The following is a 15,049-nucleotide window of genomic DNA, read 5'->3' as shown; positions in this document are numbered from 1 at the left end:
AGTTCTCAGGCCCCCTCGTTGTTCTGGGCACTCAGGGTGACCACCATGTTCTGTTGCAGCAGCGGGCCGCTCGAGGCGTGGGCGACCGCGGTGCCGGCGTTGCCGCCGAGGATCTCGTTGGCCGCGTACCCGATCCGCTGGAGACCTGCGGAGAACAGCGAGTTGCCGGCCAGCGAACCGCCGGACGGATTGATGCGCACCGAGTCGGGGAGTCCGAGCGCGTTGCGGACGATGATCTCCTGGTGCGTGTACGACGCGTTGATCTCGGCGACGTCGACCGCGCGGCTGCGGTCGCCGAAGGCGGTGTCGCCGGCCAGCTTCGTCGACGGTGAGACGGTGAGATCGCGTGCCCCGAAGTTGGGTGTGTCGATGCGGTGATCCCACCCGGTGACGAAGGCAGGGTTGGCCACCAGCTCGCGGGCCTTGCGCTCGCTGGCGATGACGACCGCTGCGGCGGCATCGGTGTACGGCGCGATGTCGTGCTGTCGCAGCGGGTTCGCGACGTACTCACGACCGAGCAGCTCGTCGACGGAACCGCCGAAGGTCCGCGCACCGACCGCGGCCATGTCGGCCTCGGTCCACACGCCCGCGTCGAGGCCGGCGCGAGCCTGCAGGGCGCCGAGCGACCGGGCATCCGGATGCAGCGGGGCGACGGTGTACGGATCGGTCTGCAGGGTGAGCGTCTGGTCGGCGTTGCCCGCGGTGGCCTTGCCGAATCCGTAGGCGAAGGCGAGATCGACCTCGCCCGTCGCGATCTTCACCCACGCCTCGTACAGCGCCCAGGCGCCGTCCATCTCGACGTGGGACTCGTTGATCGGCGGCATCGCACCGATCGAGTCGATCGCGGAGATGAACGAGAATGCCCGTCCGGCAAGGTAATCGGAGGAACCGCTGCACCAGAACTCGATGTCGGTGCGGGCGATGCCGAGTTCGGCGTAGAGCTTGTCGAAGCAGGGGATCAGCATCTCGACGCCGTTGGTGGTGCCGTGGGAGCCGGCGATGTTCGGGCTGTGCGCGAAGCCGATGATCGCGATCGGTGGCAGTGTCATCAGAGGTGGTCCTTATAGGTCTCGTACTCGGCGTCGGGCTCTCCGGTGGGCGCGAAGTGGCTGATGTTGCCGATCGAGTACTCCCATTCGTCCTCGGGGAGCCAGACGGCCTTGACGCGCATGCCCATCCGGACCTCAGAGGCCTCGCAGTCCAGGATCAGGTGCAGGAACGGGATGTTCGCCCCGTCGAGGAGCACGTAGGCCGCCACGTAGGGCGGCTTGATCCGCTGTCCCTGGAAGGGCACGTTGACGATGCAGAACGTGGTGACGATGCCGGTGTGGGCCAGCTCGACGCGCTCGGATGCGGGTGAACCGTCGGCGGGGCTGACGCCGCGGGGCGGGAAGTACACGCGCCCGGCATCGACTCCCGAACCGATGCGGGTGCCGATCAGCTTGCCCGCCTTCAGTCCTTCGAGGTACACGGACTCTTCCTCGTTGGCCGAGTGCGTGATCGCGGTGCTGACCGGGGTGGGGATGACGAGCAGCCCCGCCTCCGCGCCCTGGGGGGCGTCGGCGGTGTTGGCCGGAGCGGTGGCGGGTTTCTCGCCGGGGGCGAAGTACGCGATGTCGTCGATCCGGCCGATGCGCGCGGCGCCGAAGACGGCGTGGACCCGCAGGCCGGTCGACAGGTCGTCGGGCGAGTCGGTCGAAACCGCGTGCAGCAGTGTGGTGTCCGCGCCGTCGAGACGGATCAGCGCCCACGCGAACGGCGTGTCCAACGGTTGGCCCGGCACCGGCTCGGGGTTCCACGTCCACGTGGTCACCGTGCCGACGGTCGACACCTCGACGAACTCGGCGGACTGGGTGCCGGTGACGGGGTCGAACTCGACCGGGGGAACCGACACCTTGCCGTCGCTGCCCTTGGACCCGATGATCCGGCCATCGCGCAACGCGAGCGCGAACTGGCTCAGGACCGGGCCCAGCGACCGTGTGTAGTCGAAGGAGTTGGTCAGGGGAGCGGTCAGGATGGGGGACTTCGGCTCGGGCACCTCGGCGACGGGATTCGGGGCGGCCGGAGACGTTACGCTCATGCTCACATCTTGAGTAGAACACGTTCTAGTATTGGGCACAAGATGCATGTCAGGCCGTGGGAAGCGCGGCCCGGCGAGAAGGGGAGTGGTTGTGAAGCTCGGTCTGCAACTGGGGTACTGGGGTACCGATCCGATTCGCGAAGCGCCGGAGTTGATCGCCACCGCGGAGGAATGCGGGTTCGACGCGGTCTTCACCGCCGAGTCGTGGGGCTCCGACGCGTACACGCCGCTCGCCTGGTGGGGCGCGGCGACCTCGCGCATCCGTCTGGGCACGGCGGTGGCCCAGCTGTCGGCGCGGCCGCCGACCTCCCTCGCCATGCACGCGCTGACCCTCGACCATCTCTCCGGCGGCCGGCACATCGTCGGACTCGGGGTGTCGGGTCCGCAGGTGGTGGAGGGCTGGTACGGCGAACCGTTCGCAAAACCGTTGGCACGCACCCGCGAATACGTGCGCGTCGTGCGGGACGTGCTGGCCCGAGAGGACAAGGTGACCAGCGCGGGTCCGCACTATCCGCTGCCGTACCCGGGCGACGCACCCGGGGCGACCGGACTCGGAAAACCACTCAAGCCGATCACTCATCCGCTTCGCGCCGACGTCCCGATCTGGCTGGGTGCCGAGGGCCCGAAGAACGTCGCGCAGACCGCAGAGATCGCCGACGGCTGGCTGGCCATCTTCTTCAGTCTCGGTCTCGCCGACCAGTACAACGCGTGGCTCGATGAGGGTTTCGCGCGGCCGGGTGCGCGTCGTTCCCGGGAGGACTTCGAGGTGGCCGCGACGGTACAGGTGGTGATCACCGACGACGTGCCCGCGGCCATCGATCGCTACCGGCCGTCGACGGCGCTCTACGTCGGCGGAATGGGCGCCAAGGAGAAGAACTTCCATGCCGAGCTGTACAAGCGGATGGGTTACGCCGACGCCGTCGACGAGATCGTGAGCCTGTTCCTCAGCGGCAAGAAGGCCGAGGCGATCGCCGCAGTGCCCGACGAGATGGTCCGCGAGACGATGCTCGTCGGCACGGCCGACGAGGTGCGCTCTCAGATCAAGGAGTGGGAGGCGGCCGGCGTCACCATGCTCATGGTCACCGCCCGCGACACCGAGACGATCCGGGAACTCGCGACGTTGGTGTGACTACGCACCCGGTGTCGGCGTGTGCCCGACGGGACACGGTATCGGTGATCCGCCGCGTGCGACAGTCGTCGACGACTTCCTAACTGCAGAACCTGCGGCCGTGCATGCCGATCGAACATAGAATTTCTCGCGTGCAGCCAAGTGATCACGGCCCCGTTGCGGAGACGCCGACCACGGACGGGATGGCCTCCCGGCGGGTCGGCAGACCGACCGGTCCGGCCGGATGCCGTCGGGCATGCAACGTATCGGCGACTTCCGCTTCTTCTACGAGGGCGAGAAGTGGGAATGGTCCGATGAGGTCGCCGCCCTGCACGGTTATGCGCCGGGGGAGGTCGAACCGACCACCGAACTCATGCGCCGCCACAAGCACCCCGACGATCGAGCCCACTTCGACGCCGTGCTGGCCGAGATGCTCACCAATCACGCGCCGTTCTCGAGTCGGCACCGCATCGTCGACACGTCCGGGCGGGTCCGACCGGTCGCGGTCATCGCGCATTCCATCACCGACGCCACGCGGCGCGCCATCGGCACCGAGGGCTTCTACCTCGACCTGACCGACGCCGAGATGGCCGTGTGGCAACGGCGGGTCGACGACCAGGTACGAGCCTTCCGCGACAGCAGCGGCGTGATCGAGCAGGCCAAGGGCATGCTCATGCTGGTCTACGGAGTCAACGCCGACCGGGCGTTCGAAGTGCTCCGGTGGCGCTCACAGCAGGAGAACGTGAAGATCCGCGACGTCGCCGCAGCCCTCGTCGACGAGATCCAGGCGGGCATGACCATCGAAGAGCATCATCGTCGGCGTCTCGACGAGATCGTGCTGCGCCCACGTAGGTCGTCGGAGGATACGTCGGACGCCGTCCGCTGACCGGGGGCGTCGCGGAAGTCGCTGCGCGGCGCGACCGCCCGGTGCCGCTACTCCCCGGTGAACTCCGGCGTGCGCTTCTCCGCGAACGCGCGGGGTCCGACCTTCGCATCCTTCGACTCGAAGACCGAGATGCCGATCTTCGCATCGATCTCGAAGGCGTCGAGTTCGTGTAGGCCCTCGGTGTCGCGGATGGTCTTGAGGATGCCCTGCACCGCGAGCGGACCGTTGGCCGCGATTTTCCCGGCGAGTTCGAGTGCCTTGTCGAGAGCGGTCCCGTCGTCGACGACATGGCCGATCAGTCCGTATTCGAGCGCCTCGCGCGCGGTGATGTGGCGGCCGGTCAGCAGGATGTCGCACGCCACGGTGTACGGGATCTGCCGGACGAGGCGAACCGCGCTGCCACCCATCGGGTACAGGCCCCAACGGGCCTCGGAGACACCGAACTTCGCGCTCTCGCCGGCGACCCGGATGTCGGTGCCCTGCAGGATCTCGGTACCGCCGGCGATGGCGGGTCCCTCCACTGCGGCGATGAGCGGCTTGGTGAGACGGCGTCCCTTCAGCAGGGCCGGCAACGAGGCCGGATTCCACGCACCGGAGTCGACGGTGTCGCCGGGAGCGTTCTTGTTCATGCTCTTCAGGTCGGCGCCCGCGCAGAAGTACCCGCCGGCGCCGGTGAGGATGGCCACCCGGATGTCGGGATCGGCATCGACCTGGTCCCACGCCTCGGTCATGATCCGCATCATCTCCGTCGACAGCGCATTGCGCGCCTCCGGTCGGTTCATCGTCACGATCAGGATGTGCCCGCGCTTCTCGACGAGGCACTCGGGTGCCTTTTCGGTGACGGACTCGGCGGGGGTTGCTGTGGTCATCGCTGCACTCCGGTGTCGCTGTGCTCGGGTGGTGATCAGGTGATGGTGGCGGGCGCGTATTGCCGCTTGCCCAGAACGATAACACGTTCTAATTTTGAACCATGGCCTACACAATCGCCGACCTCATCGAGCATGCCGTCGACCTTGTTCCCGAGCGCGTCGCGCTCGAGTCGGGCGACCGCTTGCGCTCCTACGCCGACCTGGAGGCGCGTGCCAACGCCCTCGCCCACAAACTCCGGGAACTGGGCGTACAACCGGGCGACCGAGTGGGTCTGTACAGCAGGAACACCATCGAGTCGGTCGAGGCGATGGTCGCCATCTTCAAGGCTCGCGCGGTGATGGTCAACGTCAACTACCGCTACGTCGAAGCCGAGTTGGAACACATCTTCACCGACTCCGGGATGAAGGTGCTGATCCACGAGCGGAGCTTCGCCGGTCGCGTGTGCAACACGTTGCCGAAAGCGCCCGATCTCGAGTACCGCGTCGTCATCGAGGACGGGTCGGACGAGGACCTGTGCTGCGCGGGCCACAGCGATGCGATCCGTTTCGAGGAGGCGATCGCGGCGTCGTCGACCGAACGCGACTTCGAGGAACGCAGCGACGACGACCTGTACATGCTCTACACCGGCGGTACCACCGGGAAGCCGAAGGGCGTGGTGTGGCGGCAGGAAGACGTGTGGCGCGTCCTCGGTGGTGGAATCGACTGGTACACCAGCGAACCCGTACCCGACGAGTGGCATCTTGCCAAGACCGGTGCCGAGGGCGGACAGCTCGTCCGGTACCCGATTCCGCCGTTCATTCACGGCGGCTCGCAGTGGGCGATCTTCCAGTCCCTCTTCGCCGGCGGAAAAGCGGTGGTGTACCCCGAGTTCAGCGGATCGTCGGCGTGGGACATCGTCGAACGACACAAGGTCAACGTCGTGTTCATCACCGGAGATGCGATGGGGCGCCCCATGATCGAGGCGCTGGAGAGCGGTGGGGACCGTGACCTGTCGAGCGTGCTGTCGATCGCGTCGTCGGCCTGCCTGTTCTCACCGAGCGTCAAGGAACAGTTCCTCGACCGGTTCCCGAATTCGGTCATCATCGACGCGATCGGATCGTCGGAGACCGGCTTCGGCGGGATGGGCGTCGTCGCGAAGGACACGCCGCACACCGGCGGTCCGCGGGTGAAGGCGGACAAGGAGACCCACGTCTTGCGGGAGGACGGTACGCCGGTCGAGCCGGGCAGCGGCGAGGTCGGTGTGCTGGCGCGATCCGGCCACGTACCGCTGCGCTACCACAACGACCCGGAGAAGTCGGCGAAGACGTTTAAGGTCTTCGACGGCGTGCGCTACTCGCTGCCCGGCGACAACGCCGTCCTCGAGGCCGATGGCACGATCACCATGCTCGGCCGTGGGTCGGTGTCGATCAACACCGGCGGCGAGAAGGTCTTCCCCGAGGAGGTGGAGGGGGCGCTCAAGGCCCACCCGGACGTGTTCGACACCGTCGTGGTGGGTGTGGCCGATGACCGGTGGGGTCAGCGCGTCGCGGCAGTCATCGCGACTCGGGACGGTGCGCGCCCGTCGCTCACGAGTCTCAACGACGTTGTCCGAAAAGAGTTGGCGGGCTACAAGTGTCCGCGCAGCGTGTGGTTCGTGGACGAGATCAAGCGTTCTCCCGCAGGCAAACCCGACTATCGATGGGGAGCGTCGGTCACCACCGAACGTCCCGCCGACGAGGCGCAGTAGAGCGCCGAAAGGGAGCTGAAACATGCGTACTGAACTGGTCGAGAAGTTCGGCATCGAGTATCCGATCTTCGGATTCACCCCCAGCCAGGACGTGGCGGCGGCGATCAGTCGGGCCGGTGGCCTCGGTGTCCTGGGTTGTGTCCGCTTCAACGAGGCCGAGGAGCTCGACGAAGTCCTGGAGTGGATGCACGAGAACACCGACGGCAAACCGTTCGGCGTCGATGTGGTGATGCCCGCCAAGATCCCGACCGAGGGCTCGAAGATGGACCTCGACTCGATGATCCCGCCGGAGCACCGCGCGTTCGTCGAACGCACGCTCGACGATCTGGGTGTGCCCCCGCTCCCGGGTGGAGACCGGGTCGACGCCGGGGTGCTCGGCTGGTTGCACTCGGTCGCGCGCTCGCATGTCGACGTCGCGATGGAGCATCGTCGTAAGTACGGACAGATCAAGCTGATCGCCAACGCACTCGGCTCGCCGCCGGCCGACGTCATCCAGACCGCGCACGACAACGGCGTCCTGGTCGCCGCGCTCGCGGGCGCGAAAGAGCATGCGCTGCATCACGTCGAGGCGGGCGTCGACATCGTCATCGCCCAGGGCTACGAGGGCGGCGGGCACACCGGTGAGGTCACCTCGATGATCCTGTGGCCGGATCTCGTCGACGCGGTCGGTGACACCGCGCCGGTCCTCGCGGCCGGTGGCGTGGGCAGTGGCCGCCAGATCGCCGCGGCGATCGCGCTCGGTGCGCAGGGCGTGTGGATGGGCACGTACTGGCTGACGGCGGCGGAGTACAAGCTCGGCGTGCCGGAGGGTTCCGACAAGCCGTCGACTGTCCAGCAGGCACTGCTGAAGGCGACGTCGCGGGACACCGTGCGCCGCCGCATCTACTCGGGAAAGCCTGCGCGACTGCTGAAGACGGCCTGGACCGATGCCTGGGACGCCGAGTCCGCGCCCGAACCGTTGCCGATGCCGCTGCAGAACCTGCTCGTCGCCGAGGCGCACGCACGGATCTCACAGGCCGACAATCCCGATGTCGTCGCGATGCCGGCCGGTCAGATCGTCGGACGCTGCAACGCGATCACGCCCGTCGCCGACCTCATCGCCGACCTCGTCAGCGAGTACGAGGAGGCCGTCGGCCGGATGAACAAGACGCTGGGCGGCTGACCGGCCTGCCCAGCAGTCGACGCGACCGGCCGACGACGCGGCCACTCATGTCAGCGGACGTCGGCACGCAAGAACTTGGGATGATCCAGACGCCAGGTGATCGCCGCGGCGACCACCGCGACCACGGCCAGGGTCAGTAGCGAGTTCCGTTCGTCGAAGGCGTTGAACAGCAGGCCGCCGAATCCTGCACCGGCGAGGAATCCCGCGTAGGTGCTCAGGTGAGCGACCCATCCCCATCGCTTGGCGCCGGACACGTGCAACCCGGCGCCCTGGCCAATTTTCACCAGGGTGCCGGTCACGTAGGACAGAGGCATGACGACCTCGCCCTTGCGGCTGATCGAGGTGTTGAGTGCGCCGAGACCGAAGGCCAGGCAGAGCACCGGGCCGGCGCCGAATTCTCGGTTGCCGTTGTCGAGGTTGATGTCGATGAGCCACGCGGCGATCGTCGAGCCCGCGGTCAGCATCGTCGCCCCGTGCCGGGCTTTGCGCCAAACGTACATCCTGGCCAGGGTGGCCACGAACACGCCGAGAACGAACACCACCACGGTCAGCAGAGCGGTGAAGCCGAGCTGGTGGGCCCCCTTGACGTGTTCGAGCACCAGTCGCTCGCTGTTGCCCGTCATGAAGGTCACGTACCACCCGGAGGAGTACAGCCACGCCGCCGCGCCGGTGGCCCCGGCCAACGCGGCGAGGACGGCGGCGAGAATCATTTCTCGCCCGTCGTGGAAGGGGCCCAGCAGCTCCGTTCGGGTTGACTGTCTGCGGGAGTCGGATTCGGGTGCGGTGCGTTCGGCTACGGTCATCGGTCGGCTCCAGTCCTGTCGATAGGGCTGTGGTCGTGATCGGCTTTCGAACGGGGGAGTGCGTCCCGGCGGCATCGGCGGTCTGTCCCGTCGGGGAAGCCCGAATTGAGCGGTTCCCTATCTCCCAGAGCACCGGAAGTCGGCCGTCGGCGCCACGTGAGTCCGACCACATGCGGGACCAGCCGGGCAATCGGTCACCAATCGACCTGTCTTCGGAACCAACGCGTCGGCACGACCGTTGCGTCGAGGCCGCCAGTCGTCTTGATCCCGCGGCAGCGGCCACCCCGCGCTGGTTGAGCCGGCTGGCTGGTGCCCGCGCGGTCGGCCACCCCGCGCTGGTTGAGCCGGCAGGCTGGTGCCCGCGCGGTCGGCCACCCCGCGCTGGTTGAGCCGGCACCGAGCGGAGCGAGGAGCCGAGTCGAAGCCACTGGGCGACAGGGTAAGGGATCTCGAAACGGCCTCGCCGCTTCGCTCAGGCTAGGGCGAGGTGTACTCGCCCCACAGGTCGTCGACGATGTCGGCGACGTCGGGCGGGAGGCAACTCGCGTCGGGGCACGGCCCTGGCGGCATGGGGGTCGGTGCGATCAGGGTGCCGACTTCGGCGGGAAGTGTCAGCCGCGTGGTTCGCGCGGTCGACGGCTTTCCGGCCGGGCCCAGCGTGCCCCACTGTTCGACGCCGTCAAATCCAGGCACGGTGGTGCATCCCCAGTACAGGTCGTAGGCGCCGTCGGGCAGGACGGTGGACCCACTCGGGCCCTCGTCGGTGAACACCTCGAGCGCCACGGTGCGCGTGCCGCCCGGCGCGATCAGTGCGCGCGGGTCGACCGGGTTGACGTATCCGAAGGGTGGTCGCGAGTCGCTGTCGGCCACAGACCCGGCCGGGAGTCCGAACATCTTGCACCCGATCACCGCCGTGGACCGGTTCGTGACGGTCACGGTGACCGAGTTGCCCGACACCGAGGGTGTGATCGTCACGTCGTTCGGTGCGGCGTTCGCGATCGCGGGGGAGAGGATTGCCGCGGTTGCGCATCCGAGTGCGATGCCCAGGGTGCGGAGCAGGTACCTACCGGTCATCGTTTCGAGCCTCTCGTCGGACGTGGTGGTGTCAGTCTCCCATCCGGAGTGCACATGCACCTCCAATGGACACATTCCCCGCCGCCCGGCAGGCGCGAGGCGGCCGTCGCGACGCGCACATCACGTGTCGGCGAAAAACAGCACGGCGATCGCGAAACCGCCCAAAACCACCAGCGTGCCAATGGCGATGCCGGTGCACACCTGCCTGGTGATGCCGTGGGCGTACGTTCCGACGGCGCTGAACAAGAACAGTAGAACGCCGAGTACGAGCCCTAGTCCCCACAAGAGCGCATATGCAAGAAGTGATGTCGCCGACGCGGCAATCGTGGCGAAGGGTGTTACCGGACCGAAGAACCGAGTATCCACGTGTCAGGCCTCCAGCAGCATCAACACGGTGCCACTGACACACGTGGCTACCGCGATCACGGCCGCCCATCCCCGCGCCGAGTTGCTGAAGAAGTAGAGAACGAACGACGTCGTGAGGGCAGCAACTGCGACGAGTACACGAGAGATGGTCGCTGACCACAGACCAGGCACAGCGGGTGCCACAAACATGGCGATCATGACGAGGACTGCTATCGCTGTCTGGGCCGCAAAAATGGTTTGGCCTGTGCGAGCGTCTGGATCAGCTGGCTTCTCGGTGGAAGACGACACGAGACTCAGCTCGCTTCGTATTGCTCTAGAGGATGAATAGCAAATTCAAAATGTCTCATCGAACTCCTTTGAGTACAGGGGGATTCTCCGGGTCACCCAGATCAGTCATTCCGGTGATATCGCCAAGGTCGATTGGATACGAGTGATTTCCGGGTGACACATACGTTTCGGTCGGAAAGCGATCCAAATCGTCTTTGTAGTCGCCGTAATCGTGGTGGAGGGGGAGATTCGCCATTGGACCTGTCTCGTGGTGGTCGCCTGCGTCGTCTTGGTGTAAGACTTGAGTCCGGCCATCGGGAAGGTATTGGTAGGTCTCCATGGAAGGGAAATCCGTGGCTTCGCCCGACACTCGAGCGCCGCCCTGGCCGGGCGTCACAATGGTCTGGCCATTGACGGACCAGCCAACTTTTTCTGGCCCAGGAGGTGCGAGCGGATCCCAACCGTCATATGCAATTGCAACCGTTCCATCGGGTAGCTGGCTTGCCTGCACCGACGGAGTTCCGGTTTTGACATTGCCTTTGTCATCGCAGGAAGGGTTCTGACGTGCCACGATCACGCCGTTCTCGTAATCGATGAAATAGGACACGCGGGTGTCTTCTGGGGAGAAGTTCGGATCGAAGCCTCGGTCGTCTCCGAGATTCCTGTTGAACTTCATCCACCCAGGGCCTGCGATGACCTTGTCGATCGGAATGAACAAACCCGTGGCCACTACTCCCTGCCCAGGTACAGGATTGATCTTGATAATGCTGACAACCGGCGGAACGCCCTTGTTTTTCGGGTTGTAGCTGTGCGGATCCAACGCGGCCGCCATTCGCCAGTCGTTCTCGCTGACCGGGACGCGTCCGTAGACTTCCCGGAACGCGTCCACTTGATTCGCCGCGCGCGTCATCGACCCGCTGGACGTGGCGATCGAAACCGGGGTGATGCCGCCAAGTGCAGCCAAAGCGGAGTTGACGGCTGCGCTCGTGTCGCTCACCGCCTGGTCCGCAGCTATACCGAGATTGCGCAAGGCGGTTTGATGTTGAAAGGCGACGTTCGCGTCGTACTCGGCGCCCGGCGGAGCCTTCGCTTTCTCGAAGGTCACCTCGTACTCGCGGCTTCCCCTATTCAGCACATAACCCTGGGACTCTGATGACGTTGTCCCGTTCTCGAGGGCGGTGACTGCTCCTTCGATGGAAAACGCGCCGCGGTTCATCGCATCGGCGAGATCGCCGTATTCGTCCGCGACGCCGCGGAGCCAGCGTGTGATGGCCTCCGCTCGGTCATCGGCTGGTCCTCTGGCCTTACCCGTCCACTCCGCACCCGTCAGGTTGAGGACTGGGTTTCCAGCCTTGGGTGCCTCGGCGTCGAGACGAGCCTTCATAGCGAAGAGTCCATTGGCGATGAACCGGAGTTGATCAGGCGTCCATGCCGTGACCTCGTTGTAGCTCGGCGGCATGCTACCGCGGTCCCCTCTCCGTGACGCCCAGGAGAATTTCGAGCGGAACTGGGTGGTCCGTCAGTGGGCCGGTCCTCGAAGGGAAGGCGATCGCGCTCGAAATGCGGTTTGCTCCGGATTGATCAGTGTCGACGGTGGTGTCGCGGGCGTTGATCACCAACTCAGCAAAAGCAGAGATTGCCTTCGAAGCATTCGACATCGACGTCTTGATCTGCGAATCACCGGAGCTCGCGATATCGCTCATGTCGTCGGTCGCGCCTCGGAAGGAGCCGGCGAGGCCGCCGAACGTCTGGGTCGCGTAGGTGGTCCCCAGTCCTGCACTGAGGTGCAACCCCCCGATGTTCGAAGCGCACTGTTGGATCTCCATAGCGGCTGTGACCAGCGCTGCCGGATCTACGGTCAGATCTGCCATCGTCTCCCCCCGAGAGTGTGCGTAGAAGCTAGCACGATCAGCGCATACCAGAACTGTGCGCTGTCAACGTAGTGCGTGACGATCGCGAACGCGGAGCGCCATCCACAGGGGCGCAGAAGATCCGTATGACGTGATGCCCGGAAACCGGGCACAACGTCATACGGATCGTGGGAGGGAGCCTACGTCGCGGCGCGATAGACCCGACCGTCCCGACGCCAGGTGGGCGGGGTGGCATCGGAAGCCAGGAGGCGTTTGACGGTCTTGAAGGTCGCGGTCTCGGGGAGTTCGTCGACGAGCCGCACCCGATGCGGCCACTGTTTCGGGCCGAGATCTTCTTGCGCGGAGAGGAACTGGCTCAAGTCGTCGGCCGTGAGCACGTCGGCGACGAGGACCGCCTCGATCTCGTCACCGATCTCGACCGGCACGCCGTGCACCGCGACCTGCCGTATCGCCGGGTGACGCAGCAGGATTCGCTCGATGGGGCCGGTGCCGATGTTCTCGCCGTCGACGCGCAACCAGTCGCCGAGACGTCCGGCGAAGTGCAGGTAACCGGCGTCGTCGACCCAGGCGAGGTCGCCGGTGTGGTAGATCCCGCCGCGCATGCGGTCCGCGGTGGCGTCGGGATCGTTGTGGTAGCCGGCGAAAAGGCCGGGCCCTGAGAGGTTCACGATCTCACCGACCACGCCGGCCGGAACGGGCTCGGCGGTGTCGACGTCGACGACCGCGGTCGGTTCGCGCAGCGGGCCCAGGGCATCATCGGGTGTGTCGGGGGTGCGCGTGATGGCCACCCCGCCCTCGGTGGATCCGAATCCGTCGACGACGCGGCAGCCGAATCGTTCGGAGAACCGGAGCCGATCGCGGGCAGATGCCTCGTTGCCGTACATGATCCGCAGTGGACTCGCCGCGTCGTCGGGGCGCGGATCGGTCGCGAGGATGTAGTGCATCGGTTTGCCGACGTAGTTGGCATACGTCACGCCGTACCGGTGGACGTCGTCGACGAACCCACGCGCGGAGAAGCTGCGCCGCAACGCGATCGACGCCCCGCCCGCCACCGCGACGCACCACCCGGCGATCATCGCGTTCGAATGGAACATCGGCATCGAGAGATACGCGACATCGTTCGGCCCGATATCGAAGCGATCGGCCAGCATCGGACCGCTGGTCGCGAAGGTCCGGTGCGTACACCGCACGGCCTTCGGGTCGCCGGTCGTCCCCGACGTGAAGATCAGCATCAGCAGGTCGTCCGGCGCCGCGTCGGCAAGGGGTGCCGGCTTACCCGCGATCACCGCGGCCGCCCATTCGGGCGAATCGACATCGACAACGCGGGTTCCGCCCAGGTCGAGGCCGTCCAGCAGATGCCGGGTGTCGTCGCCGCACAGCACGATCTGGCATTCGGCACGGGCGATGTCGGCGGCGAGCGCGTCGCCACGCCGGGTGGTGTTCAGGCCCACCAGCACGAATCCGTGACGTGCCGCCGCGGCGAAGAGCGCGCTGAACACCGGCGTATTCGCCAGCAGCACGCCCACGTGACGCGGGCGGTCATCCGACAACCGGCCGCGCAACACCCCGGCCAGCAGCGCCGCATCGACGAGATGATCGGTCCAGGTGCGAAATTCGCCTTCGAACCAGACCCCGCGGTCGTCGATCTCGATCAGCGGAGCGAGCAGATCGGCGACCGTCGAGGCGTGCGTCGCCGCGACCGGTCGGTTCACGCCGGCGTGGCGGCCAGTTCGGCTCCGATGGCCCGCACCGAGGCGGTCGCGGAGCCGAATGCGAACTCGTTGTGCTTGGCGCGCAAGAAGTAACGATGGACCGGGTGACTGGTGTCGAGGCCGACACCACCGTGCACATGCACGGCCGTGTGCGCCACCCGGTGCCCGGCCTCGGCGGCCCAGAACTTGGCGGTGGCGACCGCATTCTGCAGTTCCGGGGTGTGGCCGGTCGAATGGTCGAGCAACCAGGCCGCCTGCGTCGTCGTGAGTGCCAACCCCTGGGCATCGATGTACCCGTCGGCGAGACGTTGGGCGACCGCCTGGAACGACCCGATGGCGCGGCCGAATTGTTCGCGCTCGCGGGCGTACTCGGCGGTGAGCTCGAGGCCGCGTTCGACGATGCCGGTCTGTTCGGCGCAGCAGGCCAGGGTCGCACGCGCGATGAGCGTCGCGGCCGTGTCGGCGCCTCCGTCGAGAACGGCGTCGTCGGACACCGGCGTGCCGTCGAATTCGACCTGCGCCGACGGGATCAGCCCGGTGGCGGGGGTCGGGGTGACGACGACGCCCGGGGCATCGGCGGCCACGACCACCGCGACGACACCGTTGGGTCCGGACGCGGTGACCACGAACATGTCCGCGGCCTCGGCGTAGGGGACGTCGACCTTCACGCCGGTCAGGCCGCCGTCGGACGAGAAGGTGGTTGCGGGCGAGCTGAAGTCGGTGGCCAGGTCCTCCTCGACGGCGACCGTGAGCACCGAGTCGCCGGTGGCCCCGGACCCCAGGATCCGCTCCCGGAGTGCCGACGAGCCGTGCGTGGCGATCACCGGAAGGGCGGCGATCGCGTGCGGACCGAACGGTACGCGGGCCAGCACGCGGCCGAGTTCGGTTGCGACGAGCGCATTCTCGACGACCCCGAGGTCGCCGCCGGCATCCCCGGCGGTCTCGGAGGACAACTCGAGGCCCAGGAGTCCGGCGCCGCCGAGGTCGCGCCACAGGTCCGCGTCGAGCGCGGCACGAGCCGTCTCCAGTTCGGCGACCCGCTCGGGGGTGCTGATCGAGGTCGCGATGTCGCGGGCCAGCCCGCGGACGTCGGCGCCGGACTCGGGAAGCGAGAAGTCCATGGT

General features: G+C 66.8%; 14 protein-coding genes. 4 read left to right on the top strand and 10 right to left on the bottom strand.

Annotated elements, in window-relative coordinates; translation table 11 throughout:
• Window positions 1–5: 5 nt before the first annotated feature.
• The gene (locus FFS52_RS17640) at window positions 6–1,049 is read right to left on the bottom strand and encodes a thiolase domain-containing protein (RefSeq protein WP_137810445.1); all 1,044 of its coding nucleotides are present in this window, start codon (window positions 1,047–1,049) and stop codon (window positions 6–8) included.
• Complete coding sequence (locus tag FFS52_RS17635) at window positions 1,049–2,080, bottom strand: OB-fold nucleic acid binding domain-containing protein (protein ID WP_058253577.1); 1,032 nt, start codon at window positions 2,078–2,080, stop codon at window positions 1,049–1,051. The genes FFS52_RS17640 and FFS52_RS17635 overlap by 1 nt, the downstream gene beginning before the upstream one ends.
• A gap of 91 nt (window positions 2,081–2,171) precedes the next feature.
• On the opposite strand from FFS52_RS17635, the gene FFS52_RS17630 reads away from it, so the two are divergent.
• Window positions 2,172–3,209, top strand: a complete 1,038-nt coding sequence (locus FFS52_RS17630; RefSeq protein ID WP_137810444.1) for an LLM class F420-dependent oxidoreductase — start codon at window positions 2,172–2,174, stop codon at window positions 3,207–3,209.
• 235 nt (window positions 3,210–3,444) lie between these two features.
• Window positions 3,445–4,074, top strand: a complete 630-nt coding sequence (locus FFS52_RS17625) for a PAS and ANTAR domain-containing protein (RefSeq protein ID WP_249356436.1) — start codon at window positions 3,445–3,447, stop codon at window positions 4,072–4,074.
• A gap of 47 nt (window positions 4,075–4,121) precedes the next feature.
• On the opposite strand, the gene FFS52_RS17620 is transcribed toward FFS52_RS17625, so the two are convergent.
• On the bottom strand, window positions 4,122–4,943 hold the full coding sequence (locus tag FFS52_RS17620) for a crotonase/enoyl-CoA hydratase family protein (protein ID WP_137810442.1): 822 nt from the start codon (window positions 4,941–4,943) through the stop codon (window positions 4,122–4,124).
• A gap of 101 nt (window positions 4,944–5,044) precedes the next feature.
• Here FFS52_RS17620 and FFS52_RS17615 point away from each other — a divergent pair, with 101 nt between their 5' ends.
• Together FFS52_RS17615 and FFS52_RS17610 are read left to right on the top strand one after the other, a co-directional pair.
• Window positions 5,045–6,670, top strand: a complete 1,626-nt coding sequence (locus FFS52_RS17615; protein WP_065629757.1) for an acyl-CoA synthetase — start codon at window positions 5,045–5,047, stop codon at window positions 6,668–6,670.
• Between the two features lie 22 nt (window positions 6,671–6,692).
• Complete coding sequence (locus tag FFS52_RS17610) at window positions 6,693–7,832, top strand: nitronate monooxygenase family protein (protein WP_058253558.1); 1,140 nt, start codon at window positions 6,693–6,695, stop codon at window positions 7,830–7,832.
• 50 nt (window positions 7,833–7,882) lie between these two features.
• On the opposite strand, the gene FFS52_RS17605 is transcribed toward FFS52_RS17610, so the two are convergent.
• The 7 genes from FFS52_RS17605 to FFS52_RS17575 all read right to left on the bottom strand — a co-directional run bounded on the left by FFS52_RS17605 (window position 7,883) and on the right by FFS52_RS17575 (window position 15,046).
• Window positions 7,883–8,635, bottom strand: a complete 753-nt coding sequence (locus tag FFS52_RS17605; protein ID WP_137810441.1) for a DUF1275 family protein — start codon at window positions 8,633–8,635, stop codon at window positions 7,883–7,885.
• A gap of 477 nt (window positions 8,636–9,112) precedes the next feature.
• Window positions 9,113–9,709 (bottom strand): hypothetical protein, encoded by a 597-nt coding sequence (locus FFS52_RS17600; protein ID WP_137810440.1) that lies wholly within the window; start codon window positions 9,707–9,709, stop codon window positions 9,113–9,115.
• A gap of 120 nt (window positions 9,710–9,829) precedes the next feature.
• Window positions 9,830–10,075 carry a hypothetical protein gene (locus tag FFS52_RS17595; protein WP_137810439.1) on the bottom strand — a complete coding sequence of 82 codons (246 nt, stop codon included), beginning with the start codon at window positions 10,073–10,075 and terminating at the stop codon, window positions 9,830–9,832.
• A gap of 343 nt (window positions 10,076–10,418) precedes the next feature.
• Entirely contained in the window at window positions 10,419–11,801 is a 1,383-nt protein-coding gene (locus FFS52_RS17590; protein ID WP_137810438.1) for a hypothetical protein, read from the bottom strand.
• 1 nt (window position 11,802) lies between these two features.
• A complete protein-coding gene (locus tag FFS52_RS17585) occupies window positions 11,803–12,213 on the bottom strand; it encodes a hypothetical protein (protein ID WP_058253553.1) in 411 nt (136 codons plus the stop codon).
• Between the two features lie 179 nt (window positions 12,214–12,392).
• On the bottom strand, window positions 12,393–13,925 hold the full coding sequence (locus FFS52_RS17580) for a long-chain-fatty-acid--CoA ligase (protein WP_137810437.1): 1,533 nt from the start codon (window positions 13,923–13,925) through the stop codon (window positions 12,393–12,395).
• The gene (locus FFS52_RS17575) at window positions 13,922–15,046 is read right to left on the bottom strand and encodes an acyl-CoA dehydrogenase family protein (RefSeq protein WP_137810436.1); all 1,125 of its coding nucleotides are present in this window, start codon (window positions 15,044–15,046) and stop codon (window positions 13,922–13,924) included. Before FFS52_RS17575 ends, FFS52_RS17580 begins: the two co-directional genes overlap by 4 nt.
• Window positions 15,047–15,049 lie beyond the last annotated feature (3 nt).

Origin of the sequence: Gordonia sp. ALPHA1B1, from assembly GCF_005502615.1 — a bacterium.
Classification (GTDB): domain Bacteria; phylum Actinomycetota; class Actinomycetes; order Mycobacteriales; family Mycobacteriaceae; genus Gordonia; species Gordonia hongkongensis.
The sequence above is the reverse complement of the archived record's forward strand: the minus strand, read 5'-3'. Positions and strand labels throughout refer to the sequence as shown.

What these genes read in the sequence shown, in the direction of transcription:
- FFS52_RS17575 (WP_137810436.1), bottom strand. Translation starts at nt 15,046, where the DNA reads ATGGACTTCTCGCTTCCCGAGTCCGGCGCCGACGTCCGCGGGCTGGCC.
- FFS52_RS17585 (WP_058253553.1), bottom strand. Translation starts at nt 12,213, where the DNA reads ATGGCAGATCTGACCGTAGATCCGGCAGCGCTGGTCACAGCCGCTATG.
- FFS52_RS17625 (WP_249356436.1), top strand. Translation starts at nt 3,445, where the DNA reads ATGCAACGTATCGGCGACTTCCGCTTCTTCTACGAGGGCGAGAAGTGG.
- FFS52_RS17590 (WP_137810438.1), bottom strand. Translation starts at nt 11,801, where the DNA reads ATGCCGCCGAGCTACAACGAGGTCACGGCATGGACGCCTGATCAACTC.
- FFS52_RS17610 (WP_058253558.1), top strand. Translation starts at nt 6,693, where the DNA reads ATGCGTACTGAACTGGTCGAGAAGTTCGGCATCGAGTATCCGATCTTC.
- FFS52_RS17640 (WP_137810445.1), bottom strand. Translation starts at nt 1,049, where the DNA reads ATGACACTGCCACCGATCGCGATCATCGGCTTCGCGCACAGCCCGAAC.
- FFS52_RS17600 (WP_137810440.1), bottom strand. Translation starts at nt 9,709, where the DNA reads ATGACCGGTAGGTACCTGCTCCGCACCCTGGGCATCGCACTCGGATGC.
- FFS52_RS17615 (WP_065629757.1), top strand. Translation starts at nt 5,045, where the DNA reads ATGGCCTACACAATCGCCGACCTCATCGAGCATGCCGTCGACCTTGTT.
- FFS52_RS17620 (WP_137810442.1), bottom strand. Translation starts at nt 4,943, where the DNA reads ATGACCACAGCAACCCCCGCCGAGTCCGTCACCGAAAAGGCACCCGAG.
- FFS52_RS17635 (WP_058253577.1), bottom strand. Translation starts at nt 2,080, where the DNA reads ATGAGCGTAACGTCTCCGGCCGCCCCGAATCCCGTCGCCGAGGTGCCC.
- FFS52_RS17605 (WP_137810441.1), bottom strand. Translation starts at nt 8,635, where the DNA reads ATGACCGTAGCCGAACGCACCGCACCCGAATCCGACTCCCGCAGACAG.